This is a genomic window from Thalassospira lucentensis, from assembly GCF_050516545.1.
GTDB lineage: Bacteria > Pseudomonadota > Alphaproteobacteria > Rhodospirillales > Thalassospiraceae > Thalassospira > Thalassospira lucentensis_C.
On record NZ_CP191544.1, the window covers coordinates 3723211 to 3748412 of the forward strand.

The 25202-nt window shown below is 54.0% G+C and carries 25 protein-coding genes; 21 read left to right on the forward strand and 4 right to left on the reverse strand.

Going from position 1 to position 25202, the window contains the following annotated elements; translation table 11 throughout:
* From ACQ0MK_RS17015 to bioB, 12 genes are all read left to right on the forward strand, one after another.
* Positions 1 to 684, forward strand: coding sequence for a precorrin-8X methylmutase (locus ACQ0MK_RS17015; protein ID WP_350045168.1), 684 nt, complete (start codon positions 1 to 3; stop codon positions 682 to 684).
* The gene (cbiE, locus tag ACQ0MK_RS17020; protein WP_430473621.1) at positions 681 to 1934 is read left to right on the forward strand and encodes a precorrin-6y C5,15-methyltransferase (decarboxylating) subunit CbiE; all 1254 of its coding nucleotides are present in this window, start codon (positions 681 to 683) and stop codon (positions 1932 to 1934) included. The genes ACQ0MK_RS17015 and cbiE overlap by 4 nt, the downstream gene beginning before the upstream one ends.
* The gene (gene cobI, locus ACQ0MK_RS17025; RefSeq protein WP_430473622.1) at positions 1931 to 2671 is read left to right on the forward strand and encodes a precorrin-2 C(20)-methyltransferase; all 741 of its coding nucleotides are present in this window, start codon (positions 1931 to 1933) and stop codon (positions 2669 to 2671) included. The genes cbiE and cobI overlap by 4 nt, the downstream gene beginning before the upstream one ends.
* Positions 2668 to 4602, forward strand: coding sequence for a precorrin-3B C(17)-methyltransferase (cobJ, locus tag ACQ0MK_RS17030; protein WP_430473623.1), 1935 nt, complete (start codon positions 2668 to 2670; stop codon positions 4600 to 4602). Before cobI ends, cobJ begins: the two co-directional genes overlap by 4 nt.
* On the forward strand, positions 4602 to 5363 hold the full coding sequence (cobM, locus tag ACQ0MK_RS17035) for a precorrin-4 C(11)-methyltransferase (RefSeq protein WP_430473624.1): 762 nt from the start codon (positions 4602 to 4604) through the stop codon (positions 5361 to 5363). Before cobJ ends, cobM begins: the two co-directional genes overlap by 1 nt.
* A gap of 174 nt (positions 5364 to 5537) precedes the next feature.
* Positions 5538 to 6941, forward strand: coding sequence for a circularly permuted type 2 ATP-grasp protein (locus ACQ0MK_RS17040; RefSeq protein ID WP_430473625.1), 1404 nt, complete (start codon positions 5538 to 5540; stop codon positions 6939 to 6941).
* A gap of 19 nt (positions 6942 to 6960) precedes the next feature.
* Positions 6961 to 7908, forward strand: coding sequence for an alpha-E domain-containing protein (locus ACQ0MK_RS17045; protein WP_430473626.1), 948 nt, complete (start codon positions 6961 to 6963; stop codon positions 7906 to 7908).
* 1 nt (position 7909) lies between these two features.
* Complete coding sequence (locus ACQ0MK_RS17050) at positions 7910 to 8728, forward strand: transglutaminase family protein (protein WP_430473627.1); 819 nt, start codon at positions 7910 to 7912, stop codon at positions 8726 to 8728.
* A gap of 16 nt (positions 8729 to 8744) precedes the next feature.
* Positions 8745 to 9494: a peptidase gene (locus tag ACQ0MK_RS17055; protein ID WP_430473628.1), complete on the forward strand. Its 750-nt coding sequence runs from the start codon at positions 8745 to 8747 to the stop codon at positions 9492 to 9494.
* Between the two features lie 195 nt (positions 9495 to 9689).
* Positions 9690 to 10343 (forward strand): GntR family transcriptional regulator, encoded by a 654-nt coding sequence (locus ACQ0MK_RS17060; protein WP_430473629.1) that lies wholly within the window; start codon positions 9690 to 9692, stop codon positions 10341 to 10343.
* Positions 10344 to 10614: 271 nt separating this feature from the next.
* The gene (locus tag ACQ0MK_RS17065) at positions 10615 to 11211 is read left to right on the forward strand and encodes a biotin transporter BioY (RefSeq protein ID WP_430473630.1); all 597 of its coding nucleotides are present in this window, start codon (positions 10615 to 10617) and stop codon (positions 11209 to 11211) included.
* A 4-nt stretch (positions 11212 to 11215) separates the two neighbouring features.
* Entirely contained in the window at positions 11216 to 12211 is a 996-nt protein-coding gene (gene bioB / locus ACQ0MK_RS17070) for a biotin synthase BioB (RefSeq protein ID WP_430473631.1), read from the forward strand.
* 145 nt (positions 12212 to 12356) lie between these two features.
* Here bioB and ACQ0MK_RS17075 read toward each other — a convergent pair whose 3' ends face one another.
* Together ACQ0MK_RS17075 and ACQ0MK_RS17080 are read right to left on the reverse strand one after the other, a co-directional pair.
* Positions 12357 to 12926 (reverse strand): CHAP domain-containing protein, encoded by a 570-nt coding sequence (locus tag ACQ0MK_RS17075; protein ID WP_350040522.1) that lies wholly within the window; start codon positions 12924 to 12926, stop codon positions 12357 to 12359.
* A 61-nt stretch (positions 12927 to 12987) separates the two neighbouring features.
* Positions 12988 to 14286, reverse strand: a complete 1299-nt coding sequence (locus ACQ0MK_RS17080; RefSeq protein ID WP_430473632.1) for an MFS transporter — start codon at positions 14284 to 14286, stop codon at positions 12988 to 12990.
* Positions 14287 to 14624: 338 nt separating this feature from the next.
* On the opposite strand from ACQ0MK_RS17080, the gene ACQ0MK_RS17085 reads away from it, so the two are divergent.
* The 3 genes from ACQ0MK_RS17085 to ACQ0MK_RS17095 all read left to right on the forward strand — a co-directional run bounded on the left by ACQ0MK_RS17085 (position 14625) and on the right by ACQ0MK_RS17095 (position 18182).
* Positions 14625 to 16976: an alpha/beta hydrolase gene (locus ACQ0MK_RS17085; protein WP_430473633.1), complete on the forward strand. Its 2352-nt coding sequence runs from the start codon at positions 14625 to 14627 to the stop codon at positions 16974 to 16976.
* A gap of 107 nt (positions 16977 to 17083) precedes the next feature.
* The gene (locus ACQ0MK_RS17090) at positions 17084 to 17698 is read left to right on the forward strand and encodes a GntR family transcriptional regulator (RefSeq protein ID WP_430473634.1); all 615 of its coding nucleotides are present in this window, start codon (positions 17084 to 17086) and stop codon (positions 17696 to 17698) included.
* Between the two features lie 25 nt (positions 17699 to 17723).
* Positions 17724 to 18182, forward strand: coding sequence for an OsmC family protein (locus ACQ0MK_RS17095; RefSeq protein WP_430473635.1), 459 nt, complete (start codon positions 17724 to 17726; stop codon positions 18180 to 18182).
* Between the two features lie 5 nt (positions 18183 to 18187).
* Here ACQ0MK_RS17095 and ACQ0MK_RS17100 read toward each other — a convergent pair whose 3' ends face one another.
* Positions 18188 to 18982, reverse strand: coding sequence for a class I SAM-dependent methyltransferase (locus ACQ0MK_RS17100; protein ID WP_430473636.1), 795 nt, complete (start codon positions 18980 to 18982; stop codon positions 18188 to 18190).
* A 183-nt stretch (positions 18983 to 19165) separates the two neighbouring features.
* Between ACQ0MK_RS17100 and ACQ0MK_RS17105 the strand changes: the two genes are divergently transcribed.
* From ACQ0MK_RS17105 to ACQ0MK_RS17115, 3 genes are read left to right on the forward strand one after another with little or no spacing between them, the layout of a single operon-like run.
* A complete protein-coding gene (locus tag ACQ0MK_RS17105) occupies positions 19166 to 20296 on the forward strand; it encodes an ABC transporter substrate-binding protein (RefSeq protein WP_430473637.1) in 1131 nt (376 codons plus the stop codon).
* Positions 20296 to 21357 (forward strand): FecCD family ABC transporter permease, encoded by a 1062-nt coding sequence (locus tag ACQ0MK_RS17110; RefSeq protein ID WP_350040515.1) that lies wholly within the window; start codon positions 20296 to 20298, stop codon positions 21355 to 21357. Before ACQ0MK_RS17105 ends, ACQ0MK_RS17110 begins: the two co-directional genes overlap by 1 nt.
* Positions 21351 to 22175: an ABC transporter ATP-binding protein gene (locus ACQ0MK_RS17115; protein ID WP_430473638.1), complete on the forward strand. Its 825-nt coding sequence runs from the start codon at positions 21351 to 21353 to the stop codon at positions 22173 to 22175. Before ACQ0MK_RS17110 ends, ACQ0MK_RS17115 begins: the two co-directional genes overlap by 7 nt.
* 47 nt (positions 22176 to 22222) lie before the next feature.
* On the opposite strand, the gene ACQ0MK_RS17120 is transcribed toward ACQ0MK_RS17115, so the two are convergent.
* Entirely contained in the window at positions 22223 to 22900 is a 678-nt protein-coding gene (locus ACQ0MK_RS17120) for a GntR family transcriptional regulator (RefSeq protein WP_430473639.1), read from the reverse strand.
* 130 nt (positions 22901 to 23030) lie between these two features.
* On the opposite strand from ACQ0MK_RS17120, the gene ACQ0MK_RS17125 reads away from it, so the two are divergent.
* From ACQ0MK_RS17125 to ACQ0MK_RS17135, 3 genes are all read left to right on the forward strand, one after another.
* Entirely contained in the window at positions 23031 to 23855 is an 825-nt protein-coding gene (locus ACQ0MK_RS17125; protein WP_430473640.1) for a carbon-nitrogen hydrolase family protein, read from the forward strand.
* A 77-nt stretch (positions 23856 to 23932) separates the two neighbouring features.
* Entirely contained in the window at positions 23933 to 24670 is a 738-nt protein-coding gene (locus tag ACQ0MK_RS17130; RefSeq protein ID WP_430473641.1) for an HpcH/HpaI aldolase family protein, read from the forward strand.
* Positions 24667 to 25191 (forward strand): TRAP transporter small permease subunit, encoded by a 525-nt coding sequence (locus ACQ0MK_RS17135; RefSeq protein WP_430473642.1) that lies wholly within the window; start codon positions 24667 to 24669, stop codon positions 25189 to 25191. Before ACQ0MK_RS17130 ends, ACQ0MK_RS17135 begins: the two co-directional genes overlap by 4 nt.
* The last annotated feature ends 11 nt before the right edge of the window (positions 25192 to 25202 follow it).

Sequence of the window (25202 nt, forward strand, 5' to 3'; positions counted from 1 at the left end):
ATGTTTGACTATCTGCGTGATCCGCAGGAAATCTATGCCCAAAGCTTTGCCACCATCGAAGCCGAGGCCGACCTTGCCCGCTTTTCAGAAGATCAGCGGCCCATTGCCATACGCATCATTCATGCCTGTGGCATGGTGGAAATGGCCGATCAGATCGCATTTGGTGGTGATGTCATTGCTGCTGCCACGGTGGCTTTGCGGGCTGGAAAACCAATCCTGTGTGATGCAGAAATGGTCCGTCACGGCATTATTTCCCGTTTGCTTCCGGCCGAAAACCCGGTTTTGTGCACTTTAAATGATAGCGATACCCACGGGCTTGCCAGCCAAATGACAACAACCCGTTCGGCTGCTGCGGTTGAAGCATGGGCAGATCATATCGAAGGTGCAATAATTGCCATTGGCAATGCGCCGACGGCTCTTTTCCATCTGCTTGAAGCCATCCAGACAGGCCGATTGGCCAAACCAGCCGCCATCATCGGCATGCCGGTCGGGTTTGTTGGTGCACGCGAAAGCAAGGAAGCCCTGATCACGCATGCCGGGGATGTTCCGTTCATCACGCTGCGGGGACGATTTGGCGGCAGTGCGGTGACGGCAGCGACCGTGAATGCACTGGCACGCCTTGCCCGTGATGATGCCACGACACCCGATGGCACGCGTGATCGCAAGGCAGGGGATCCATCATGAATGAACAAGCCCCGCTTAAGGGTCGCATAACCGTGATTGGTATTGGCGAGGACGGCTATGACGGCCTGTCGTCAATCGCCCGCCAAATCCTTGAGAATGCGCGCATTGTTTTTGGCGGATTGCGTCATATTGCCATGTTGCCGGGTTCAAACACCGCGACCCAGAACAAATGGATCACACCATTTGAAGCCAACCTGCCGTTGATCGAAGATTGCCTTGAACAAAACCCGGTGGTTCTGGCCAGCGGGGATCCAATGTATTTTGGCGTCGGCAACACGCTGATTAAATATTTCGGACCCGAACCTATATATGCAATCCCGTCCCCTTCAAGCATTTCGCTGGCCGCATCACGTTTGGGATGGCCATTGGCGGAATGCGATGTGATAACCCTGCATGGCCGCGCCCCGGAAACTTTACGTGCCCATCTGCGCCCGCATGGCAAGCTGATTGCGCTAAGTGCCGATGGCACAACTCCGGCACTGGTCGCAGTAATGTTGTGTGAGGCCGGATTTGATCAAAGCCGCATGTCGGTCTGCGAACGTCTTGGCGGTTCTGAAGAACGCATCACCACTCAAACCGCCCAGACATGGCAGGCCACGGCGACCTCAATGCCGGACATCAAACCGATTGATCCGCTTAATCTGATCATGATTGATCTCGAAGCCGGGCCAAACGCCAAACCATTGCCCAAGGGCCCCGGTCTTCCTGATGATGCCTTCATCCATGATGGCATGATCACGAAATCGGAAATCCGGGCGCAAACCATATCTTCCCTTGCTCCGTTTAACGGCGGTGCTTTATGGGATATCGGTGCTGGATGTGGATCGGTTTCAATCGAATGGATGCGTATGGGCGGTCACGCCGTTGCGATTGAACGCGACGCTGAACGCTGCGCAATGATCAAGAAAAATGCCATCCGCCTTGGGGTTCCGACCCTTGTGATCGAGCCAAAATCCATCGAAGAAGCCCTTGCCTTTGCTGATCGTTTGCCCAAGCCCGATGCGATCTTTATCGGTGGGGGCATCACCAATGATGGCTTGCTTGAACACTGTTGGGACATGCTGCCCCTGCATGGTCGGCTGGTCGCCAATACGGTGACACTTGAAGGCGAAGAAAAATTATTACGTTTCTACAATAAAAACGGTGGCACCCTGTCGCGCCTGTCGATTACCCGACTGGTCCCGCGCGGCAGCTTCAAAGGCTGGAGCAACCTTGCCCCTGTCACCCATTACCTCGGAGTAAAAGCATGAGCAGTGCGGAATTTCCATCCGCAGAAAGCCTTCCGGTTGCCGGAACGGCTTATGGTCTTGGCATTGGACCGGGCGAGCCCGATCTGATCACGCTAAAGGCTTATAACATCCTGCAAAAGGCAGATGTCATTGCCTATCCCGCCCTTGAGGATGGTGTCAGCCTTGCCCGTCAGATTGTTGATCCCCACATCCCCGAAGGCCGCATCGAGATTGCCATCCGGATTGAAATGGGAAAGCCCGCAGATCCGATATATGACGCCGCCGCGATTGAAATCGGTAAGTATTTGGCGATGGGCAAAACCGTTGCTGTGCTATGTGAAGGCGATCCGTTCTTTTATGGCAGCTTCATGTATCTGTTTGGTCGTCTGGCCGAAGCCGGCCACCCGGTGAAAACCGTACCCGGTGTGAGTTCCATGATGGCCTGTGCCGCACAGCTTGGCGCCCCGTTGGCCGCCAAAAATGACGTCCTTCAGGTCATTCCCGGCCCGCTGGATGCTGATCGGCTGCGCGAACAGCTTGCCAATACCGATGCTGCCGCCATCATCAAGCTTGGCCGTCACTTTGCCAAAGTCCGTGGTGTTATCAATGAACTCGGCCTGACCGATCGGGCGCGCTATATCGAACGTGCGACCCTTGAAACGCAAAAGATGGTGCCACTGGCCGATCTTCCGGCGGATGCCAAAGCACCGTATTTTTCCATGATCCTGATCCACCGTCGCGGAGACGCATGGCGATGACCGCCCAGAACAGTTCAAACAGTCCGGCATTGCCGACCAATCCGATCGCCCCGATTGCGGTGATTTGCCTGACACAGCGTTCCCTTCCGACCGCGCGCAAGATCGCCGCAAGCCTGGAAGGGGCAAGCGTTCATGGCCTGCGCACCCGGGTCTCGATCAATGATGTTGATGTCGCCTTTGATGATACCATTGCGCATCTGCAACAAACTTTTTCTTCGGACCATGTCATCATTGGTGTCTGTGCATCGGGCATCCTGATCCGCGCACTTGCCCCGCTTCTGGCCGGGAAATGGCAGGACGCAGCAGTGCTTGCCGTTGATGAGGCCGGATCGACCTTTATCCCGCTTTTGGGCGGTCATCACGGCGGCAATCGACTGGCCCGTGATTTGGCTGAACGGCTTGGCGGTATAGCTGCCATCACCACACCGGGTGATGCGATGCTGGGACTTGCGCTTGATGAACCGCCGGCGAGCTGGAAACTCGGCACACCCGAAACCGTCAAACCCGCAACTGCGGCCCTTTTGGCCGGCGCATCCGCCCGATTTGAGATTGAGGCAGGATCAGCCGCATGGCTGACCAACAGCGCGATTGCACAGGACGATGACGGCACAATTCTGATCACGGCAACCGCCCGTGAAGATGCCAATGAGGATGCGATCAGCAACAACGCCGAAACCGCCATCACCTATCACCCGCCGGTACTTGCACTGGGTGTGGGATGCGAGCGCGGCTGTCCGATTGATGATTTGTACGATCTTGTGATGGAAACACTTGCCGGACAGTGCCTTAGCCCCAAGTCAATTGCCTGTGTGACCTCAATCGATCTTAAGGCCGACGAAGCCTGCGTCCATGAACTGGCGCGACGCCTTGACGTTCCGGCACGGTTCTTTGATGCCCAAACGCTTGAGGCAGAGGCAGATCGTCTTGTCACCCCATCTGACGTGGTCTTTGCCGAAACCGGATGTCATGGCGTTGCCGAGGGTGCCGCCCTTGCTGCTGTCGGCCCGCATGGCAAACTGATCGTCCCCAAGCATAAAACCAAACGCGCGACCTGTGCCGTCGCCCTGTCACAAGATGACATCATCCCTGATGGGGTCGGCAAGGCGCAGGGCAGGCTGTCGATTGTTGGTATTGGACCGGGTCAGGTTGGCTGGCGCAGCCCCGAGGCCAGTGCCCTGATTGGCCGCGCGTCCGATATTGTCGGCTATCAGATGTATCTTGATCTGTTGGGTCCGCTGATTGATGGCAAAGATTGCCACCATTCCGATCTGGGTGCCGAAGAAGCCCGTGCGCGTCACGCGCTTGAACTTGCCGCAACCGGCAAGGATGTTGCCCTGATCGGGTCGGGTGATGCGGGCATTTATGCCCTGGCAACGCTTGTTTTTGAATTGCTTGATCGTGAAGACCGCTCGGACTGGAACCGGGTTGCCGTGCAGGTTTCACCGGGCATTTCCGCCCTTCAGGCCGCGGCATCGCGCATTGGTGCGCCATTGGGGCATGATTTTTGTGCGATTTCACTCTCGGACCTTTTGACCCCGCGCGAAGATATCCTCCGTCGTCTGAAATCGGCTGCCGAAGGTGACTTCGTCATCGCGTTCTATAATCCGGTATCCAAGCGCCGCCGCGATTTGCTGGCCAAGGCGCGTGATATCCTGCTGGAACATCGTCAGGAAGATACACCTGTGGTGCTGGGCCGTCAGCTTGGCCGCCCGGACGAGGAAATTACGGTCGTTCCGCTTGCGAAACTGGAAGTCGATATGGTCGATATGCTGACCACGGTTCTGGTCGGGTCAAGCAACAGCCGCCATATCACCCGCGGCGAGAATGAATGGGTCTATACCCCGCGTGGCTATGCCAAAAAAGGCCCGGATGCGGCCAAGGCACCGGTCCATAGCACGACTGACACCCCCAAAAACGACAAGGCAGAATAATGACTGTTCATTTTATTGGTGCCGGTCCCGGCGCCCCGGACCTGATCACTGTGCGCGGTTTGCGTCTGATTGAAAAATGCCCGGTCTGCCTTTATGCCGGATCACTGGTACCAGAAGAAATCGTCTCCTCCGCCCCAGAAGGTGCCCGTGTGATTGATACCGCGTCGATGAACCTTGATGAAATCATGGTCGAAATCGAGAGCGCCCACGCCAAAGGACAGGATGTCGCGCGCGTTCATTCAGGCGATCCGTCAATTTATGGCGCGATTGCCGAACAAATCCGCCGCCTCGATGAACTTGGTATTGCCTATAACATCACACCCGGTGTGTCGGCCTATGCCGCGACCGCGGCTGAAATCGGGGCGGAACTAACCCTTCCCGATATTTCACAGACCGTGATCCTGACCCGGACGACAATGCGCTCATCGGCCATGCCAGAAGGCGAAAGCCTTGCCGAACTTGGTAAATCCCGTGCGACATTGGCCGTGCATCTGTCGATCAATAATCTGGTCAATGTGGTCCGCGATCTGACCCCGCATTATGGCAAAAACTGTCCTGTGGTGATTGCCTATCGCGCAACATGGCCCGATCAACAATACATCTTTGGCACCCTTGGTGATATCCGCGCCAAGGTCAAAGGCAGCGGCATTACCCGTACCGCTCTGATCATGGTTGGCGAAGTTTTCGGACGCAAAGATTTTACCGACTCCCGCCTTTATGCCGCCGACCATACCCATGTGCTTCGCCCGGCAAAGACATAATCGGATCGGGTGGGCATCATGCCCGCCCGTTTTTTGGTCAAACCGGCTATGCACCAAGTTTATTTTTTCATCAGATCAGTAGTTTGCTGAAAAATTTGCCATTTCAACCGTGAACATCCTTGACCGCCCCTTGTCTGGCCCCCTTTAATCAAAGGGTCACAAAGGGGAGTATGCATGTTCAACGAGATGAAGATGGACGACCAGGTTCGAGAACCTTATCGCGCACTGGTTGACTGGATGGAAGCAAGCGGCCCCGAGGTTCTCGAACAAAAACGCCTTGAAGCCGAAACCCTGTTTCGCAAAATCGGCATTACCTTTGCCGTCTATGGCGAAGGTGGCGATCCTGAACGGCTGATACCGTTTGATTTGATTCCCCGTATTTTCACAGCAGGCGAATGGCGCAAACTTGACCGGGGCGTCAAGCAACGTGCCCGTGCGCTTAACCTGTTTTTATATGACGTCTATCACAACGCTGAAATCATCAAGGCCGGGATTGTCCCCGCTGATCTGATTTTCAAAAATGATGCGTTTGAACCGGCCGTGATTGGCATTGATCCACCGCGTAAGGTTTACAGCCATATTGTCGGTGTCGATATCGTGCGCACCGGCCCCGAAGATTTCTATGTTCTTGAAGATAACTGCCGAACACCATCGGGCGTATCTTACATGCTTGAGAACCGTGAAATCATGATGCGCATGTTCCCCGATCTTTTCAAAAGCCTGCGGATTGAGCCGGTTGAAAGCTATCCGGACATGCTGCTTAAGACGCTTAAAAGCATCGCACCGCCCAAATGTGATCGCGAACCCAATATTGTGGTTCTGACCCCCGGTGCGTTGAACAGTGCCTATTACGAACATTCCTTCCTTGCCGACCAAATGGGGGTTGAGCTGGTCGAAGGACAGGATTTGTTTGTCTCCGAAGACCGGGTTTACATGCGCACCACACGCGGTCCGGCCCGGGTGGATGTGATTTATCGCCGAATTGATGATGCCTATATCGATCCACTGTGTTTCCGCCCCGATTCCGTTCTGGGCATTCCCGGCCTGATGAATGTCTATCGGTCCGGCGGGGTGGCAATTTGCTCGGCACCCGGTGCCGGTGTTGCCGATGACAAGGCGGTTTATACCTATGTCCCCGATATGATCCGGTTTTATCTTGGGCAGGAGCCGATCTTAAACAATGTACCGACCTGGAAATGCGGCAAACCAGATGATCTGAAATATATTCTCGAACATCTTGGTGAACTGGTGGTCAAGGAAGTCCATGGATCCGGTGGCTATGGCATGCTGGTCGGACCGGCATCGACCAAGGAAGAACAAGCCGCCTACGCCGAAAGGATCAAGGCCGATCCGGGTGATTTCATTGCCCAGCCGACCTTGGCCTTATCTGCCTGCCCGACCTTTGTTGAAAGTGGCATCGCCCCACGTCATGTCGATTTCAGGCCATTCTGCCTTGTCGGTGATGACATTCGATTGGCACCGGGGGGCTTAACCCGTGTGGCCATGCGGGAAGGATCGCTTGTCGTGAACTCGTCGCAGGGCGGCGGGGTCAAGGACACCTGGATCATGAGTGATTAATCAAGGAAAGGGTTGAGAGATGCTTAGTCGTACCGCAGACAACCTTTTCTGGCTGTCGAGATATGTTGAACGGGCCGAAAACATGGCCCGCCTGATGGAAATGGGCTATCGCATGGCGCTGATGCCCTCTGTTGTTGACGGCAACCGATCCGAATGGGAATCAGTTTTGTCGTCCTCGGGTTGTGCCGCTTCCTATGACCCGGATGCCCCCCTTCGTCAGGAAGAGGTGGCCAATTTCCTGATCTTTAATCGGGATAATCCGTCATCCATCTTAAATTGCTTTGAAGCGGCTAGGGCCAGTGCGCGCGCAATGCGAACCGCCATTACTGCAGAAATGTGGGAAGCACTGAACAATGCCTTGATGGAACTGCGCCGTCCTTCAATGCACAATCTGGCCAAGAACGAGCTTCCTGAATTCATCGACTGGGTGAAAAAGCAAGGATCCCTGTTCCGAGGCACCACCGATTCCACCCTTTTGCGCAATGACGGGTATGACTTTATTCGTCTGGGCACCTTTATCGAACGTGCTGATAATACTGCCCGCCTGCTCGATGTGAAATATTACGTCCTGTTGCCGGAAACCAGCATGGTTGGCGATGGTGTCGATAACTATCAATGGACCACGGTTTTGCGTGCCGCCTCATCCTTGCGGGCTTTCCACTGGGTGTATCGTGATGACTATTCACCCCATCGTATCGCGCATTTTCTGATCCTTAATCCCTTCAGCCCGCGCTCACTGGCCCATTGTTCTGAACAGATCACCCAGCATCTTGAACGCCTTGCCCGTCATTATGGCCAACGCCATCGCGTGCACGGGCAAGCAGTTGAAATGTATTCGCTTTTGACTCAAAGCGAGATGGACGAAATCTTTTCGAACGGATTGCATGAATTCCTGACCGATTTTCAGGCACGCAACCGGGCACTTTCGAATGCCATTGGTGAAGCTTATTATTTCGGGGGACAGTAAGATGCGTCTAACGGTCGAACACAGAACCCATTATCGCTATGAGACACTCGCCCATCATGCGGTGCAAAGTCTGAAACTGACGCCTGCACAGTTTGATGGACAGAAAATGCTCAGCTGGTCGATTTCCGCGGAGGGATGCACAATCGGATCGGAATTCACCGATGGCAATGGCGACATCATCAGCACCCTGACCGCCAATGGACCGATGGAATCCATCGAAATCGTCGTGAAGGGCGAGATCGAAACAACCGATACCACCGGCGTCTTACGCGGACATAAGGAACGTGCATTTCCGGCTGTCTTCCTGCGCTCAACCCCCATGACCAAATCCAGTGCCGCGATCCGGAAAATGGCCGACAAGGTCGCGAAAAAGCACAAGGGTGGAACGCTTCTGGAATGTGCGCATGGTTTGGCAGAAGCAGTATCAGATGCGGTTAAATATGCACCCGGAACCACCAATGTTCACACAACGGCTGCCGATGCGATGGCCGATGGCGAAGGCGTGTGTCAGGATCACGCCCATGTATTGATTTCTGCGGCCCGCCATCTTGGTATCCCGGCACGTTATGTATCAGGGTATCTGTTTGCCGATCAGCATGGTGCCGCCCATGAGGCATCTCATGCCTGGGCGGAGCTGCATTTGCCTGAACTTGGCTGGCTTGGTTTTGATCCGGCAAATAAATGTTGCCCAACCGATTTTTATATTCGTCTGGGGTCTGGACTTGATGGTCAGGTGGCTACACCTATACGGGGCGTACATACTGGTGGCGGGAATGAGAATTTGGATGTAACAGTCGTCATCGCGCAATCACAACAATAGCCGGACCAAAACAGAAATGACCTATTGTGTCGGTTTGATGCTTAACGAAGGGCTGGTTTTCCTTTCGGATACGCGGACCAATGCTGGCCTTGATAACATTTCACGCTATCGCAAGATGTTCACATGGGAAGTTCCCGGTGACCGCGCGATTGTGGCACTTTCGGCTGGGAATCTTGCCATTACTCAGGCCGTGATGAGCACCCTGCATGAAGCCATTGACGACCCGGAAACCAAACCGGGTGACTGCATCTTAAGTGCACCAAGCCTGTTTCGGGTTGCCGAACTGGTCGGGCAGGCCATGCAAAAGGTTCAGCTGAAATACCACGACACGCTTGAACAGCATCACGAAAGCAGTGCGGCCTCGATCATGATTGGTGGCCAGCGCAAAGGCGGGGAACAGCGCCTGTTTCTGGTCTATGCCGCAGGTAACTTTATCGAGGCAACGCCAGACACGCCGTATCTTCAGATTGGCGAGCACAAATATGGCAAGCCGATCCTTGATCGCGTGATCACACCTAATACGCCGATCAAGGACGGGGTAAAGGCCGTCTTGCTTTCGATGGATTCAACCCTGCGATCGAACTTGTCGGTTGGTATGCCGCTTGATCTTGCCGTCCTGCCCGATGATAGCTGCGAATTTTCCGAACTGCGCCGGATCGAGGCAGAAGATATGGGGTTCCGTGCCCTTTCTGATGCCTGGTCGAATGCCCTTCGCGATGCCTTTGCCGATATGCCCGATGAACATTGCGACCAGACGGACAAATAATCAGCCGTCTTGCCAAGAAACAGCATCCAAAGCCGGAACCTGACGGGTCCGGCTTTTTCTTTTCCGGTATATGTGAACCACTCAGCCGCAAAACCCGGTTACTTCCCCTGCTTACTGGAACAGAATAATCCGATTGGCATTGCGACATCGATCAATCTTGTCGACAAACCGGCCTCATCAAATTATCTATAAAACATGAAAAACAGCAGCACAGACACCACTGTTGCCGGTCGCATCACACGCGCCTTGGCGGATCGCATTATTTCCGGTGAATTTGCGCCGGGCACCAAACTGCGTCAGGACCATTTCGCCGAAGAATTTGGCGCAAGCCACGTTCCCGTCCGCGAGGCCTTTCGCCGTCTTGAGGCCCAGGGTTTGGCCGTCAGTGAACCACGCCGGGGTGTCCGGGTTGCCAGTTTTGACGTCTCCGAAATCCGCGAAGTGGCTGAAATGCGGGCCTCGCTGGAAGTGTTGGCCTTGCGTCATGCCGCACCACATTTGACCAGTGCCATTCTGGACGAAGCCGAAAACATCAACCGCGAAGGCGAAAACGCCAAGGATGTCCGCGTATGGGAAGATGCCAACAAGGCTTTTCACCGGATCATTCTTGAGCCGTGCAACATGCCGCGCCTGATGGCGACGATTGACGATTTGCATGCTGCCAGCGCACGGTTTCTGTTTGCAGGCTTCCGCATGGAATGGGAAGCCCCCACCGATCAGGATCATCGTGCAATTCTGCGTGCTTTACACGAACATCAGTTTGATGTTGCTGCCGCAACACTTGCCCGCCATGTCAAATGGATTGGCACCAAGCCCGGCAAAAACAATTTGAAAAAACCGGTATCCTGACCCCAAAGCACCATCATTTCTGATCTGATGATTGCGATGCACCCGCTTTGCGGGGCATGAACGCAACAATTTTGTGCATAAACCATATTTTTATAGATAATTTTTAGCTATATAAAACATTAGCTTAACTGGATACGCTCTATAAGTAGACTGAAAACTTCGCCATGCGTGATTTTTGGGATTGATTTCACCGTGAGATGACGGCGTAATTAATAGATCAGATTCATTTTTATAGATAATTTTGGATTTCGGTCATAAGGAGCACATCACCATGATCTATCCGGCCCCCACAGAAAATACCGCCCAACTTGCCAATCCGGTTTTGTCAGCCATGAAATTCAGCCTCGTGGTTCTGGCGGGTGTGGCCCTGATTACCGCAAGTGCAAAGATCACTGTTCCGTTCTGGCCTGTCCCGATGACATTGCAAACCATGGCCATCATGGCCATTGCTCTGGCCACGGGACCGCGTATGGCAATCGCAACCATGCTGGCTTATCTGGCCGCCGGTGCAATGGGCTTGCCTGTCTTTGCCGGCACACCCGAACGCGGAATTGGCCTTGCCTATATGATGGGACCGACCGGTGGTTATCTTGTGGGGTATCTTGTTGCCGCAGGTCTGGTTGGTATTTTGGCCCGCGGACGCGGAACTCTGGGGAAGTTCGTCACCATGATGATTGGAATGGTGCCGGTTTATCTTTTGGGTCTGGCCGGGCTTTCCGCCTTTGTCCCGTCGGAAAAAGTTCTCGCCCTTGGCCTTACGCCGTTTGTTCTGGGCGACACCATAAAGATTGCACTGGTCGCCCTTGGCTATGGCGCGATCATGCGCCTGAAAGCGCGCAGATCATCCAACTCGCATGACGCGGTCTAGGCCAATGACTGCATATCACAACCAAATGCCCGATCCCGACAAACCCGTCGATGGCAATATCCGCCACAATTGGAGCGTTGACGAGATCGAGGAGATCTATCGCAGCCCGCTTTTGGAATTGTTGGGCCGGGCCTGCGCAGTACATCGCGACCATTTTGACCCCGCCCGCATCCAAAAGGCCAGCCTGCTTTCAATCAAGACAGGTGGTTGCCCGGAAGATTGCGCCTATTGCCCACAATCCGCGCATCATCGCGAAGTAAAGCTGGGCAAAGAGCAACTGTTTGATCCGGCATCGGTAATTGAAATGGCGGAGCGCGCCAAGAATGCCGGAGCAGACCGGTTTTGCATGGGGGCCGCATGGCGGCGCGTGCGTGATGGTGCTGCCTTTGACGCGGTACTTGAAATGGTACGTGGGGTAAAGGGTCTGGGTATGGAAGCCTGCGTCACCCTTGGCATGCTTGAACCGCACCACGCCCGGCAGCTCAAGGATGCCGGGCTGACGGCCTATAACCACAATCTCGATACCAGCCCGGAATTTTACAGCCAGATCATTACCACACGCACTTATCAGCACAGGCTCGATACCTTGGCAGCCGTGCGCAGTCAGGGCATTGATCTGTGCTGTGGCGGAATCATCGGTATGGGGGAAACGATCCGCGATCGTGCTTCGATGCTCCATGTTCTGGCCGGGTTTGACCCCCACCCCGAAAGCGTGCCGATCAACGCATTGGTGCCGGTCGCAGGCACGCCGCTTGCCAATCTTGAGCCGATTGATCCGTTGGAGCTGGTGCGCATGGTTGCGACTGCGCGTATCACAATGCCCGCATCAATGGTGCGCCTGTCGGCCGGTCGCACAAACCTGAACCGCGAGGCACAGATAATGTGCCTGATGGCAGGAGCCAATTCGGTGTTTTACGGTGAAAAGCTGCTTACGACACCAAACCCCGAAGAAGACAGCGATACAGCACTTTTCAATGCCCTTGGCCCGATTGCCGCCTGAAGAGATCGCAATCAACAACAGTTCAACCCCCGAACCCGTGCCGCCCGCACGGGTTTAATTGGCGAAGCTCCTGATCCAGGGGGCTTCGCCACTTTTTTGGAGAGGGAACTTCGCAAAGCGCAAAGAACGTCTGCGCCCAATCGGGTCAATTGGCCTCTGCTGTTTCCTGCGGCTGATAGATAAAGCCATGGGCAGGATAAACACTGCCGAATGTGCCCTGGGTGTTCATCATGCGCACTTCCGACCAATCATTATTGGGCGATACATCAACAACCGGCTGACGATAATGGACTTTGCCGCGCGTGCGCGAATCGCTGCCCCAATTGGCGTGATTGACCATGATTTTACGGCTATCAAGAATGGCTGAGACGACCGCAACATGGCCAAGCTTCAAGCGCGATGTTTTACGAAGCGCAAGGACAGCACCGACTTGCGGGCGGTTGCCACGCTGGAAATGCTTTTTGCCAGCCTGTCCCCACCATGTCCAGGCATCGCCATAAATTTCGATCCCCGATACTTCACGGGCATAGGGCACGCATTGCAGGAACTTGCTGGTCGGGGCAAAATTGTTAAGGCGCGAACCCGGAACACTTACATGTGTGAGCGTTTGAACCGTATCACTTGGCATCGGGCCAGTTGCCCGTGTTGCTGAGTTACCCGTGCTAAAACACGCCGAAAGCAGCAAACACAGTGCCACAATGCCAACCAAACGCATCTGAAGTTCCCCAATTTTCTCACGAAGACGGCAGCTTAGTGTGGGATGCCTTAACAATCCTTTACCGCGACCCGTCCGAAGTAACTGCAATGCGGCGTCCAAGTGCGCCAATCTTATGCAATCGCCAAAGCCCGACGCAGGCCGCACACAGGATCAAAACACCCGAGCCGCGCGCGGTATATTGAATATTCCCGGCTTCAGAAATCGCACCAAGCAACGTCCCGCCCAGCGCCATACCGCCAAAGCTGGTCGCGCTCCAGAAACTCATCACCCGCCCGCGCAATCGATTTTCGACTGTTAATTGCAAGGCCGTTTGTGACCCAACCCCCACGGCCGTCAGGCCAAACCCGGTTAGTGCAACCAAGCCAACGGCAAGCTCATACCAAGGCGAGAATCCAAGCCCGAACATGCCAATCGCGGCGAAAAAGGCCCCGATAACGGTAATGCGCTGAAAGTCTTCCGGTTTGGATTTAACGCGTGAGAGCATAAAGGTCGATGCAACCGCGCCAATCCCGCCGGCCGATGCCATCATGCCAAGTCCGGTGACACCGCGTTCATAAACTGCCTCGGCAAAGACCGGCATCAATTCAATCATGCCTGTGCCGACCAAGGACACAAAACAGGACAGGGCAAGAACAGACCGGATCATGGGGTGATGAAGCGCATAACGTGCGCCATCAACAAGAGACGCCCAGATGCGCCTGCTTTTGGCATCGGATGCGCGTTCCATATGGATCGTCACCACCGAAATCACAAAGATCATCGGAAGATAGCTCAGCGCATTGATCATAAAGGCAACACCCGTGCCCCATGTGGCAATCACCACCCCGCCAATCGCCGGCCCCACCAGACGTGAAATATTAAAATTCATCGCCGCATAGGCCACAGCCCGGCTCATAAATTCGCGCCGGACGATGACGGGGACCAGTGATAGCCGCACCGGGGTCATGGCACTGCCCAATATGCCCATCGATCCGGCCAACACCACCATCCAGGGCAGTGTCATCATGTCGGCATAGGAAAGCCCCATCAGCAGAAACGAAACCCCAGCCTGTCCAAGATTGATCAGCATTGCCGTTCGGCGCAAATCAACCCGATCGGCCATCACGCCAAAGATCGGGCCGAGAAAAAAGGCCGGGGCAAAATTCAAAGCCGCAATCGCACCGGTCCAGAATGCCGAACCGGTCAGCGACCATGCCAACCATGACATGGCAATTTTCTGAATCCATAATCCTTGGGTGGTGATGCATTGCCCAACCAGAAACAGGATGAAATTGCGATCTGAAAAGATCGACTGCGTTTTGCCATCAACATCATGCGCCTTATCTGGCATTTGGGCTTCTGGGGCAGATGTTGGCACGCGGCCTCCGTTGAATGAAGCGGGCAGGGGTGATTATCCATTCACCAATCTTGGCAGCAGGGGACGGCAATTGGCTGATCGCGCTAAGCGGTGGCAAACACGCAACAATACCGGTGATGGATAAAAAGAAAGCAAGACGGGTTGATCGTCCGCTACGTGATTATACGAAAGACAACGCATCTTGGCATTAATTCTTCGTAATTCACTTGTAGCATACCTTCCAAATGCACTTGGAAAGACACATATCAAAGTGAATAAACGCATCGGATAAAACCGATGATTGAACCGATGAAACGCCCTTGAAACCAGCATATTAGACCCGCCGGGGATCGTATCAGATGGACCAGACTTTCCGCGATATTGAACGTGAAAAGTTCGCGATCAACACCAAAACGTGCGAATGGACCATTCGCGCGATGACCGCGTTGCGGGCCAATCTTGATATCAATATCAAAATGCACGGCCCGCGCGACCATCTGGCACAGGGCGATATTTTTATGTTCAACCATTTCGCCCGGTTTGAAACCTTTATCCCGCAATTTCTGATCGCACTTGAAACCGGGGTCTTTTGCCGATCCATCGCATCGGGCGAGTTTTTTGCCCAAGACAATACGTTTTCGCGCTATTTACGCGCCCTCGGCGGTGTGCCCAATAATTACGAACGGCTTTTGCCGTTCCTTGCCGAGGAAGTCCTGCGCGGTGGCAAGGTCGTTGTCTTTCCCGAAGGCGGAATGGTCAAGGACCGCCGCGTTTTCACCGACGAACGTCCCCATCCCAAACGCCCCGATTACAGCATCTATTCACGTTCAGCCGATGCCAGACGCGCCCACCATACGGGTGCGGCCCTTTTGGGGTTATGTATCGACGGGTTTAAAATCGGGCTTTCCACCCTGACCAAGGACGGGAACACGGATGAACTCAAACGCTGGGCAGATATTCTTGAACGCGACACAGACGTGCTTTTGGCGACAATGGCAAAACCGACCCTGATGTTTCCGGCCAACATCACCTTCCACCCCTTGCGGGTTGATCAGAATCTTTTAGCCTGGGCCGCAGATATGTTCACCGGCGGGCTCAGCCCCAAAATGGCCGAAGAAATGATCATTGAAGGCAACCTGATGTTCAAAAAGACGGATATGGATATCCGGCTTGGCGATCCGGTTGACCCGCGCAAACAGTTCAACTGGCTTGATCGCCGTTTGCTGGCACGGCGGGTGCAAAAGGCCAGCTGCATTGATGATCTATTCCAACCGGCCCGCACCCTTGAAAAAGTAACTGAGCGGGTGACGCAATACGCCCTGACGCGTCATATCAGCCCGCTTCGCAATCATTGCATGGCGGTGATGTATTCCAACCTGACGATCAATGTCAGCCACCTTGCATCGCGTCTGATCATGATGTGGCTGGCTGATGGCGTGACCAAGGTAGATATCAGCCATTTTGACCGAACGCTTTATCTGGCGATCAAAAACATCCAGCAGGCCGATAATGTTCATCTGCATCGCGGCATGCGGAATCCGGCCGACTATATCGGGATATTTGAACTGAATTGCCCGCAAATCCGGTTCTTTATCGACAATGCGGTTCAACTTGGCCTGATTGAACGTAACGATCACAAATATTGTTTCCTGCCCAAGCTGCAGGAGCAGGCCAATTTTGATCAGATCCGCATGGACAATCCGATCATGGTCTATGCCAATGAAATGGCCCCGATCCATGCCGCCTGGCAGGCACTGGAAAAGGCCCGGGTCGAGGTTGATCATCTCAGCGATATCGACATTGCCCACCGCCGGTTTGATGATGAAATCCGCGCATGGCAATGGAACCGGACAAAATACCAAGACGCCAAATACGACGCCATCAACCAACAGGAAACCGCAACCGCGGATAGCAGCCCCTATTTGCTGCTGCCCAATGGTCAGACTCAGTTTTCCTGCGGGATTTTACTTGTTCACGGCTTCTTGGCATCCCCGGCTGAACTGCGTCAGCTTGGCGAAAAATTTTCGGCCCTCGGCTATGCCGTGATGGGGGTCCGCCTTGCCGGGCACGGAACATCCCCCCATGAACTGCAAAAACGCAAATGGAGCGACTGGCACGCATCTGTCCGCCGCGGATATCAAATACTTGCCCCCTTCTGCGATCAGGTGGTGATGGTTGGTTTTTCCACAGGCGGCGCACTTTCCGTCCTTCAGGCGGCTGACCAACCTGAAAAGCTTTCCGGGCTTGTCCTTGCAAGCACGCCGCTTAAATTCCGCAACCGTAATCTGATGTTTGTGCCATTGCTGTATGGGGCAAACAAGCTGATGGGGTGGATGCCATCCGCTCAGGAACTGCTGAGCTTCCGGCCAAACGAATCGGAACATCCCGACATCAATTACCGCAATATCCCGATTGGCGGCCTGCATCAGTTACGTCAGGCCGTGGCCGAAATGCAGCAACGCCTAAAGGATGTTAAATGCCCGACCCTGATCCTGCAGGGCGATGGCGATCAGGTGGTTGATCCGGCCAGTGCCACCATGATCCAAAGGCTTGCGACCAACGCTGCGGAAATCGATGTCCAAGTCCTGAAATCAGATCGGCATGGCATTGTGAATGAAGATATCGATGGGGCACATGACCGGATCATTAGGTTTGTCAAACAGCACGCAGCCGCCCCGATGGAGCAGAGCAGCGCCATCTCGGCGGAGTAACGCTGCTCCGACTTCCACACACACCCACACCCACACCCACACCCACACCCACGATCATACTTGACCTATGCCTTCTATCAACATAGTTTGGATCCATGGATCCAAACTTGATTACCCAAACACTGCGCGATGAAATCGAAACCGGGGTTCTTGTTCCCGGTTCCGTTCTTAAGCAGGAAGAACTCGCAGAACGGTTCGGCGTCAGTCGCCAACCGATACGCCATGCTCTTGAAGGATTGCGGGCATCAGGCCTGCTTGAAAAACGCGCTGATCGCAGCCTTGCCGTCACGCATTTGCGGGCCGAAGACGTGCGTGCGCTTTGCCAAATTCGCATCTCGCTTGAAACAACTGCGTTGCGGCTTTCTGCCCCGCATTTAACCGCAAGCGCCCTTCGGAAGGCACGCCGGTTAAATGAAGACCTGTATGAAGAAGAAGACCCGGAAATTCTCGCGGCGCTCGATCGGGATTTTCACCAGACCCTGTATGGCGCATGTGGCAATGACCGGCTGCTAACCATGATTGCCGATCTGCGCGGTGAGGCAAAACGCGCCTATTCCTTGCAGCCCAAAGGATCACGCCCGCGCAGTGCATTTTATGACGAACACCAGAAAATCCTTGATGCCTTGAACGACAATGACATCACCAGCGCCACAGAAATCCTTGCCACCCATATCGGGGTAACGGCCGGAACCTTGATCCCGATTCCGATTGACCAAGCGTAATTGCATCCCCCATCAGGAACCCCATATGAGCAGCTTTGGTGCCGAAATCGTCTGGACCCGTTCGGAATCCGAAATCTTTACCGATCGACGATATTCACGCGGGCATGTCTGGCGGTTTGACGGCGGGGTGGAAGTTCCCGCGTCGTCATCGCCGCATATCGTGCCGCTTCCCTATTCGGTTGAGGACAATGTCGACCCGGAAGAAGCCTTTGTTGCTGCTCTTTCAAGCTGCCACATGTTGTTCTTCCTGCATTTCGCATCCGATAGCGGTCTGGTTGTTGATAGCTATAGCGACCAAGCCACAGGTGATATGGCGACCATCGACGGCAAGACCATGATCACGAAAGTCACCCTGAAGCCAAACGTCAGCTATGGCGGCAATCCGCCCGACGCCGGCCTTGAATCCGATCTGCATCACCGCGCCCATGAAGCCTGTTTTCTGGCCAATTCGGTTAAGACCGAAATCACGGTTGAACCGGTTTAGAAACCTTAACCCGCCACTGGTTTCTGCGCACAAATGGCATAGCGATGCTGCGCACCACGTTCCAGCCCCTTGGCGAAACTGATATGTTTTTTCTGGGCGCTATGAATTTTTTTCAGATCGAAATCAACGACAATCGGGTCAAATCCGGTGCGTTCAAGCAGGTTTGAAACTTCGTCCGCCCGCGCACCGTTGGAAAAATGCACCCGTGCAAGAATATCGCGGTGTGTCTGCATATGCGGCACCCCGTCTAAGGGTTTGCGCAAACCAAGCTGTTCAAGGAACCCTGCCATTGCCTTGTTGAATTTGCTCGCCCAGGTCGATGACACAAAATCGCCATCCACCACCAAAAGCTTGCCGCCCGGTTTAAGAACGCGAAACCATTCGGCAAAGGCAGCCGCAGGATCAACCAACGTCCACACCAGATGGCGGGTAACGATCACGTCGTAGCTGTCATCTTCTTCAAGTGTTCTTTCCGCATCGCCCAGCAAGAACCGAATGTTCGAGCCGCGCAATTTTGACTTTGCACGCGCCTTTTCAAGCATGGCTTCGGACCAGTCCATACCAGTCACGGCGAATCCAAGATCATGCATAAGATGGCTGATCACACCGGTACCACTTGCCAGATCAAGTGCCTTTCGGCCGTCACCCTTGCCAAAATGACGCTCAAACAACCCATGCCATGCCAGCCGTTCGGCATCGGAAAAAATCTCGTGACCGGGCTGCTCATCGAAGGTCGTAGCGCGCATTGACCAATATTCCTTGATCTCTTCACGCAGATTGTAATTGCTCGTCTGTTGCATGGTAGGCGGGTCTCTCTCTTTGGCGGAAAACTGCGGTAGTTACAGGTTATTCCTGCTTTATTACCGAACATTCAATTAGAAAAACATGCTACTGATTTGCACTTTCATTGCGAAACATATTGATTTGCATTCTCAATACCTGATAATCCCTCCGGCAGGCAATCCTATTTTGAGGGAACGGGAATGAAATTATTCGGTGCATTTGCAGCGCTGACCATGCTGATCGCAGGAAGCGCACAGGCAGCAGACTCGGTGACGGTAACCGATGTTGCCGGACGGGAAGTATCGGTCAAACTGCCGGTAGAGCGCGTTATTCTGGGTGAAGGCCGCCTGATTTATGGTCTGGCAACACTTGATAGCGAAGATCCGTTCAAACGCGTTGTCGGTTGGCGCGACGACCTGAAAAAGGCCGATCCGCAGACTTACGACATCTATGCATCAAAATATCCGAACATTGACGATATCCCGACCTTTGGCGGCATGAAAGACGGCACGTTCGACGTTGAACAGGCAATTTCGGTCAATCCAGATGTCGTCATCATGAACCTTGAAGCCAAGGGTGCTACCGAAGATGGCGGTTTTGACGAAAAACTGGCCGCTGTCGGTATTCCGCTGGTCTATATCGATTTCCGCGAAGCGCCGATCAAAAACACCGATACCAGCATGAACATTCTTGGCCTGCTGACCGGTCAGGAAGATCGTGCTGCTGAATTTATCAAGTTCCGTTCTGACAGCATCAAGAACGTGACCGATCGTATTGCCAAGGCAAACCCGGAAAAGCCGCAGGTATTTATTGAACGTGCCGCAGGCTATTCAGAAGAATGCTGCATGTCATTTGGTAATGAAAACTTCGGCACCATGGTTGAGATGGCCGGTGGCGTAAACATCGCTGCATCCATCATTCCGGGCACGTTTGGCACGATCAACCCTGAACAGGTTGTTGCATCCAATCCAGATCAGTTCGTTGGTACGGGCGCAAGCTGGGAAGCCTACTCGCCGGGTGGTGCATGGGTTGGCCTTGGTCCGGATGCAGACATGACCGAAGCCCGTCGTAAACTGGTTGGCCTGATGGAACGTCCGGCCTTCACCGGTATCAAAGCTGTTGAAAACAAACAGGTCCATGCGGTTTGGCATCAGTTTTACAACAGCCCATATCAGTTTGTTGTGATTGAACAGATGGCCAAATGGTTCCACCCGGACCTGTTTACCGATCTCGACCCGGAAGCAACGTTCAAGGAACTGCATGATCGCTTCCTGCCGCTGGATTACCAGCCGGGTTATTTCATCTCAATCAGTGATACCGCCACAAATTGATGACAACCAAACAGATTTCTGTCGAAGCCGGGAGCGTGCATTACAAGGCACGCTCCCTGCGTCGTTTCTTGATCCTTCTCGGAATGAGCGGGGCCTTGTTTTTGTCTTTTGCCGTCGATCTGGCAACCGGACCGGCGAACTATCCGCTATCGGACGTGATTGCCACGCTGCTTGATCCGTGGTCGGCCAGCGATCAGATGCGCGTGGTTATCTGGGATATCCGCATGCCGGTTGCCCTGATGGCGCTGACGGTGGGGGCTGCCCTTTCAACGGCTGGGGCGCAAATGCAAACCATCCTTGCCAACCCGCTTGCCAGCCCCTTCACGCTGGGCATTTCGGCCGCTGCCGGATTTGGCGCGGCTTTGGCGCTGGTTCTGGGTGTTGCTCTCCTGCCCGCCTTTGTTGATTTCATCATTCCGATCAATGCCTTCATCATGGCGATGGGCGCCGCATTGATCATTCATTTCTTCAGCCGCCTGCGCGGTGTGACGGTTGAAACCATTGTTTTGCTTGGCATTGCGCTGGTCTTTACCTTCAACGCGTTGTTGGCGTTGTTGCAGTATCTGGCCAGCGAGCAGGCCTTGGCCGCCGTTGTCTTCTGGACCATGGGCAGCCTGGTGAAAGCAACTTGGACAAAGGTTGCCGTTACCGCCGCCGTTGTGGTCATTGCCCTTCCGTTGTTTGCACGTCAGGCTTGGGCGCTTACCGCTCTTCGACTTGGCGATGCCAAGGCGGAAAGTTTTGGCGTCAATGTGCAGGGGCTTCGCCTGCGGACCATGCTGATCGTCAGCCTGTTGGCGGCAATCCCGGTCTCCTTTGTCGGCACCATTGGCTTTATCGGCCTGGTCGGACCGCATATTGCACGAATGCTGGTCGGTGAAGATCAACGCTTCTTCCTGCCGGCATCGGTCCTGTGCGGGGCTTTGATCTTGTCGGCCACATCGGTTCTGTCGAAAATGCTGATCCCCGGTGCAATCCTTCCGATCGGGGTGATTACGGCCCTTGTCGGTGTCCCGTTCTTCTTCTCGCTGATTTTCGCAAGTCGGAGGAAATCATGGTAACGCTTCGTCTTGAAGATATCGGAACCCGTTACGGCAAAGTGCAGGTGGTTTCAGGGGTCACAACCCCGGTCATCCAGCCCGGCACCGTAACCGCGGTTATCGGCCCGAATGCGGCAGGTAAATCCAGCTTGTTTAAACGCATTGCCGGATTGGCGCGTGGCAGCGGCAAGATTGACCTTGGTCAGGTGTCCATGCAGCGCAACACCATCTGCTATATGCCACAGGATACCGGTTCGACCGCAGTTCTGTCGGTCTATGAATCCGTGATCCTTGCCGCCAAGCAGGGATCAAGCCTGCGCGTACAGGCCGAAGAACTTGACCGCATTGATGACATTCTTGCAGCTTTGCGCATCTCAGATCTGGCCGGACGTAATCTGGGCGAGCTCAGTGGTGGACAACGCCAACTGGTTGCCATTGCCCAAACGCTGGTTCGGGATCCGGAAATCCTTTTGATGGATGAACCGACCTCGGCGCTTGATCTGCATCGCCAGATGGAAGTGCTGTCCTTCATGCGCGATGTTGCCAAGGGCCAGAACATCATTGTCCTGATCGCCATTCATGACCTGAACCACGCGCTTCAATATTGTGATCAGGCAATGGCGATCCGTGATGGCAAGATGGTGGCGTTCGGTCCGTGCGCAGACGTGATCGACCGGGATTTGTTGCGCGATGTCTATCAGGTTAATGGCCATGTTGAACGCAATTCGCTGGGTCATCCCCATATTGTCCTACGCGGCCCAAGTGATGAAACAAATAGCAGACACGGAACTGCCGTGATGCATAGCCCAGCCGCAGAAACAGCACTGGCTGCTCAATAACAACCGGAGCAGTCTTTGACATCACCACAAAATGCCAGTTGCCTCGCTCAGACGGGCAAGCGTGACACGACATCAAGAACCGGACGAAGATGCTGTGATATGATTTGAACTGCAGCTTCTTCGTCAAACCTTTCCAACGCCTCTATCAGCTGTTTATGTTCCTGATCAATCGTTTCAGCTCTGGCCGGTTGAACGCGCATGGCCGCAATGGCGACGCGTTGCTGGCGGACCTGAAGCGAATCATAAAGCTCGACTAAGACAGCATTATCCGTCGTTGCGACAATTGCCCGATGAAATGCCTGATCATATTCGGCGCGCTGGACAAAATCCTGACTTTCGCTGGTCTCACACATTTGATTGTAAAGGACGAGCAAGACAGGTGGTACTGCACGTCTTTCACGGCAAATCCGTTCCATGACATGAATTTCAATCAGGCGCCTACTTTCATAAACCTCGGTAAGTTCTTTGGCCGTGATCTGACGGACAACCGCACCACGACGTGGTGTTAAGGTTATATAGCGGTCACCTTGCAGCCGATGCAGCGCTTCACGAACAGGCGTGCGCGACACGCCGACCGCTTCGGATACGATTTTTTCCTCGATGAAATCACCGCCCTGTAATTCTCCGTTCAGAATTTTACGACGCACATAGTCATAGACAAGCTCCTTGGCAGGACGCTTGGACTTTTCCGTCATGTTCTCGGCATTTTCGGCGAAATCAGACATGGTGCCTCGTAAAGTTGCATCAATTATTGCGCACACAATTACACAAGAATTTCAGCCTAGACAATGAAATATTTTTTATGTACATGTCATGTATACATGAAGAATAACGAAAACAGAAGAGGCTTTTGAAATGCGCGTCGCCGTGTGCCAGCTCAATTCCCAGGACGACAAAAAAACCAATCTTGCCACTGCCGAACGCCTTGTGCGGGAAGCTTCTGCTGACAAGGCAGATCTGATCGCTCTTCCGGAATATTCCGAATATCAAGGCCCCAAGGATGGCGCGATGGAAGCCGCGGAAGCAGAAGGTGGCCCCACCACCCAGCGATTCTCGGCTCTGGCCAAGGAGCTTGGTGTTTCCATTTTGCTGGGTTCGATCCGTATTAAAGACACAGAGTCTGAGCGTTGCTCAAACCGCAGCATGCTGTTTGGCCGCGATGGTAAGATCAATGCGCAATACAACAAACTTCATCTTTATGATGTCGACCTGCCCGGACGGATTACCTATCGCGAGTCCGACACCGTCAAACCTGGGAACAAAATCGTTACCGGCGATGTGGACGGGCACAAGGTCGGTCTTTCGGTTTGTTATGATGTCCGCTTCCCAGAGCTTTATCGTCTTATGGCTCTATCGGGTGCGGAAATCCTGTTCGTTCCGGCGGCCTTTGCCCTTTATACCGGCCGCGATCACTGGGAAACCCTGTTGCGCGCCCGCGCCATCGAGAACCAGTGCTTTGTCATTGCGCCGGGTCAAGTCGGACCATACCCACCGGCAGGTGCCTGCAACGGTCGTAGCATGGTTATTGATCCATGGGGCACCGTTCTGACCTGCATGCGTGATGATGTCGGCTATGCCATTGCCGATCTTGATTTCGCGCAACTGGCCAAAACCCGTGAAGAACTTCCCGCTTTGACCAATCGCCGTGCCGACATCTACTCGGTTGCCGTTTCGTCTTAATGCTCCCTCGCCTGCCACCACAGACAGGCGGCCCTTCGGGGTCGCCGAGCCTTCACTCAATACGAAAGCCCCACACAATGTCTTTACCAAAACATGGTTTCTGGATGTCGTCCCCCAGTTTTGCCGCTGCTGAAATGGCGCGTCTGGCCGGATATGAATTCATTACCCTTGATATCGAACATGGCGCCTTTGATCTTGCGGATCTGGAGCGGTTCATTCCATTCCTTAAATCCATTGGATTTGAAGTGCTTGCCAAGGTTCTTGGTCCGGAACGCGGCCCGATTCAACAAGCCCTTGATTTTGGTGCTGATGTAGTCGTCATTCCCCATGTCTTGGGTAAAACCCACGCCGAAGAAGTTTGCGCCTTTACCAAGTTCCCCCCGCTTGGTGACCGCAGCTTTGCAGGAGGCCGCACCTCTAACTATGCCGGTTTCGATGACGCTTGGGTCGCCCAGCAGAACAGCAAGACCCGCTGCTATCCAATGATCGAAGACCACGGTGCGGTCGAAGAAATTGAAGCAATACTGGCATTGCCGACCGTTGACGGCGTATTTATCGGACCATCGGACCTATCATTGCGCCGTGAGCGTGGTGCCTATTCCCGCAAACCGGGCGATTTCGACGATCTCGCCAAGGTCGCGGCGGCGGCACGTGCGGCCGGAAAAGACTGGGCTCTTCCAGCATGGAGCCCGGAAGAAAAGGAATTTTCCACCAAAAATGGGGCAAGCCACGCCGTTCTGATCATGGAACATGGTGCATTGTTCCAAGGCCTGAACATTGCAAAGCAAACCATGAACGAGATCACCGGAAAATGAGCACTCAGAACCCCTCCGTCATTTCGCGTCTCGACCGCATCATGACCACGATTGGCCGCTGGCTTTCTTGGTTTGCTGCGTCGCTTATCGTTTACATGCTTGTGCATATTTCTACCGAAATTGTGCTGCGCGCATTCTTCGATACATCGACCTTTGTGCTGGAGGAGTTCGTCGGTTACGCGCTTGGCGCCATGATTTTCATGGCGCTTGCTGCGACACACACCGAAGACCGGCTAATACGGGTCAAATTGCTCAGAAACGCCATCAGTCGCCGTGGCCAAGCGATTGCTGACGTTATCGCCAATGTAGCGGCTCTTGGGGCTTGTACGCTGTTGTTCGGTGCGCTGTTTAACATTTTCACACGCAATTGGCGCTTTGGCATTACCAGTTCGAGCTTTTCCGAAACCCCACTTTGGATTCCGCAGATTTTCATCATTGCGGGCTTGGGTTTCTACATCCTGCGTTTACTGGTCAACATACTGGTTTACGCCGAAAAATCGATAACGGCTGAAAACAGCTGACTAGCAGGTGA

What these genes read in the sequence shown, in the direction of transcription:
- ACQ0MK_RS17015 (WP_350045168.1), top strand. Translation starts at nt 1, where the DNA reads ATGTTTGACTATCTGCGTGATCCGCAGGAAATCTATGCCCAAAGCTTT.
- cbiE (WP_430473621.1), top strand. Translation starts at nt 681, where the DNA reads ATGAATGAACAAGCCCCGCTTAAGGGTCGCATAACCGTGATTGGTATT.
- cobI (WP_430473622.1), top strand. Translation starts at nt 1,931, where the DNA reads ATGAGCAGTGCGGAATTTCCATCCGCAGAAAGCCTTCCGGTTGCCGGA.
- cobJ (WP_430473623.1), top strand. Translation starts at nt 2,668, where the DNA reads ATGACCGCCCAGAACAGTTCAAACAGTCCGGCATTGCCGACCAATCCG.
- cobM (WP_430473624.1), top strand. Translation starts at nt 4,602, where the DNA reads ATGACTGTTCATTTTATTGGTGCCGGTCCCGGCGCCCCGGACCTGATC.
- ACQ0MK_RS17040 (WP_430473625.1), top strand. Translation starts at nt 5,538, where the DNA reads ATGTTCAACGAGATGAAGATGGACGACCAGGTTCGAGAACCTTATCGC.
- ACQ0MK_RS17045 (WP_430473626.1), top strand. Translation starts at nt 6,961, where the DNA reads ATGCTTAGTCGTACCGCAGACAACCTTTTCTGGCTGTCGAGATATGTT.
- ACQ0MK_RS17050 (WP_430473627.1), top strand. Translation starts at nt 7,910, where the DNA reads ATGCGTCTAACGGTCGAACACAGAACCCATTATCGCTATGAGACACTC.
- ACQ0MK_RS17055 (WP_430473628.1), top strand. Translation starts at nt 8,745, where the DNA reads ATGACCTATTGTGTCGGTTTGATGCTTAACGAAGGGCTGGTTTTCCTT.
- ACQ0MK_RS17060 (WP_430473629.1), top strand. Translation starts at nt 9,690, where the DNA reads ATGAAAAACAGCAGCACAGACACCACTGTTGCCGGTCGCATCACACGC.
- ACQ0MK_RS17065 (WP_430473630.1), top strand. Translation starts at nt 10,615, where the DNA reads ATGATCTATCCGGCCCCCACAGAAAATACCGCCCAACTTGCCAATCCG.
- bioB (WP_430473631.1), top strand. Translation starts at nt 11,216, where the DNA reads ATGACTGCATATCACAACCAAATGCCCGATCCCGACAAACCCGTCGAT.
- ACQ0MK_RS17075 (WP_350040522.1), bottom strand. Translation starts at nt 12,926, where the DNA reads ATGCGTTTGGTTGGCATTGTGGCACTGTGTTTGCTGCTTTCGGCGTGT.
- ACQ0MK_RS17085 (WP_430473633.1), top strand. Translation starts at nt 14,625, where the DNA reads ATGGACCAGACTTTCCGCGATATTGAACGTGAAAAGTTCGCGATCAAC.
- ACQ0MK_RS17095 (WP_430473635.1), top strand. Translation starts at nt 17,724, where the DNA reads ATGAGCAGCTTTGGTGCCGAAATCGTCTGGACCCGTTCGGAATCCGAA.
- ACQ0MK_RS17100 (WP_430473636.1), bottom strand. Translation starts at nt 18,982, where the DNA reads ATGCAACAGACGAGCAATTACAATCTGCGTGAAGAGATCAAGGAATAT.
- ACQ0MK_RS17105 (WP_430473637.1), top strand. Translation starts at nt 19,166, where the DNA reads ATGAAATTATTCGGTGCATTTGCAGCGCTGACCATGCTGATCGCAGGA.
- ACQ0MK_RS17110 (WP_350040515.1), top strand. Translation starts at nt 20,296, where the DNA reads ATGACAACCAAACAGATTTCTGTCGAAGCCGGGAGCGTGCATTACAAG.
- ACQ0MK_RS17115 (WP_430473638.1), top strand. Translation starts at nt 21,351, where the DNA reads ATGGTAACGCTTCGTCTTGAAGATATCGGAACCCGTTACGGCAAAGTG.
- ACQ0MK_RS17120 (WP_430473639.1), bottom strand. Translation starts at nt 22,900, where the DNA reads ATGTCTGATTTCGCCGAAAATGCCGAGAACATGACGGAAAAGTCCAAG.
- ACQ0MK_RS17125 (WP_430473640.1), top strand. Translation starts at nt 23,031, where the DNA reads ATGCGCGTCGCCGTGTGCCAGCTCAATTCCCAGGACGACAAAAAAACC.
- ACQ0MK_RS17130 (WP_430473641.1), top strand. Translation starts at nt 23,933, where the DNA reads ATGTCTTTACCAAAACATGGTTTCTGGATGTCGTCCCCCAGTTTTGCC.
- ACQ0MK_RS17135 (WP_430473642.1), top strand. Translation starts at nt 24,667, where the DNA reads ATGAGCACTCAGAACCCCTCCGTCATTTCGCGTCTCGACCGCATCATG.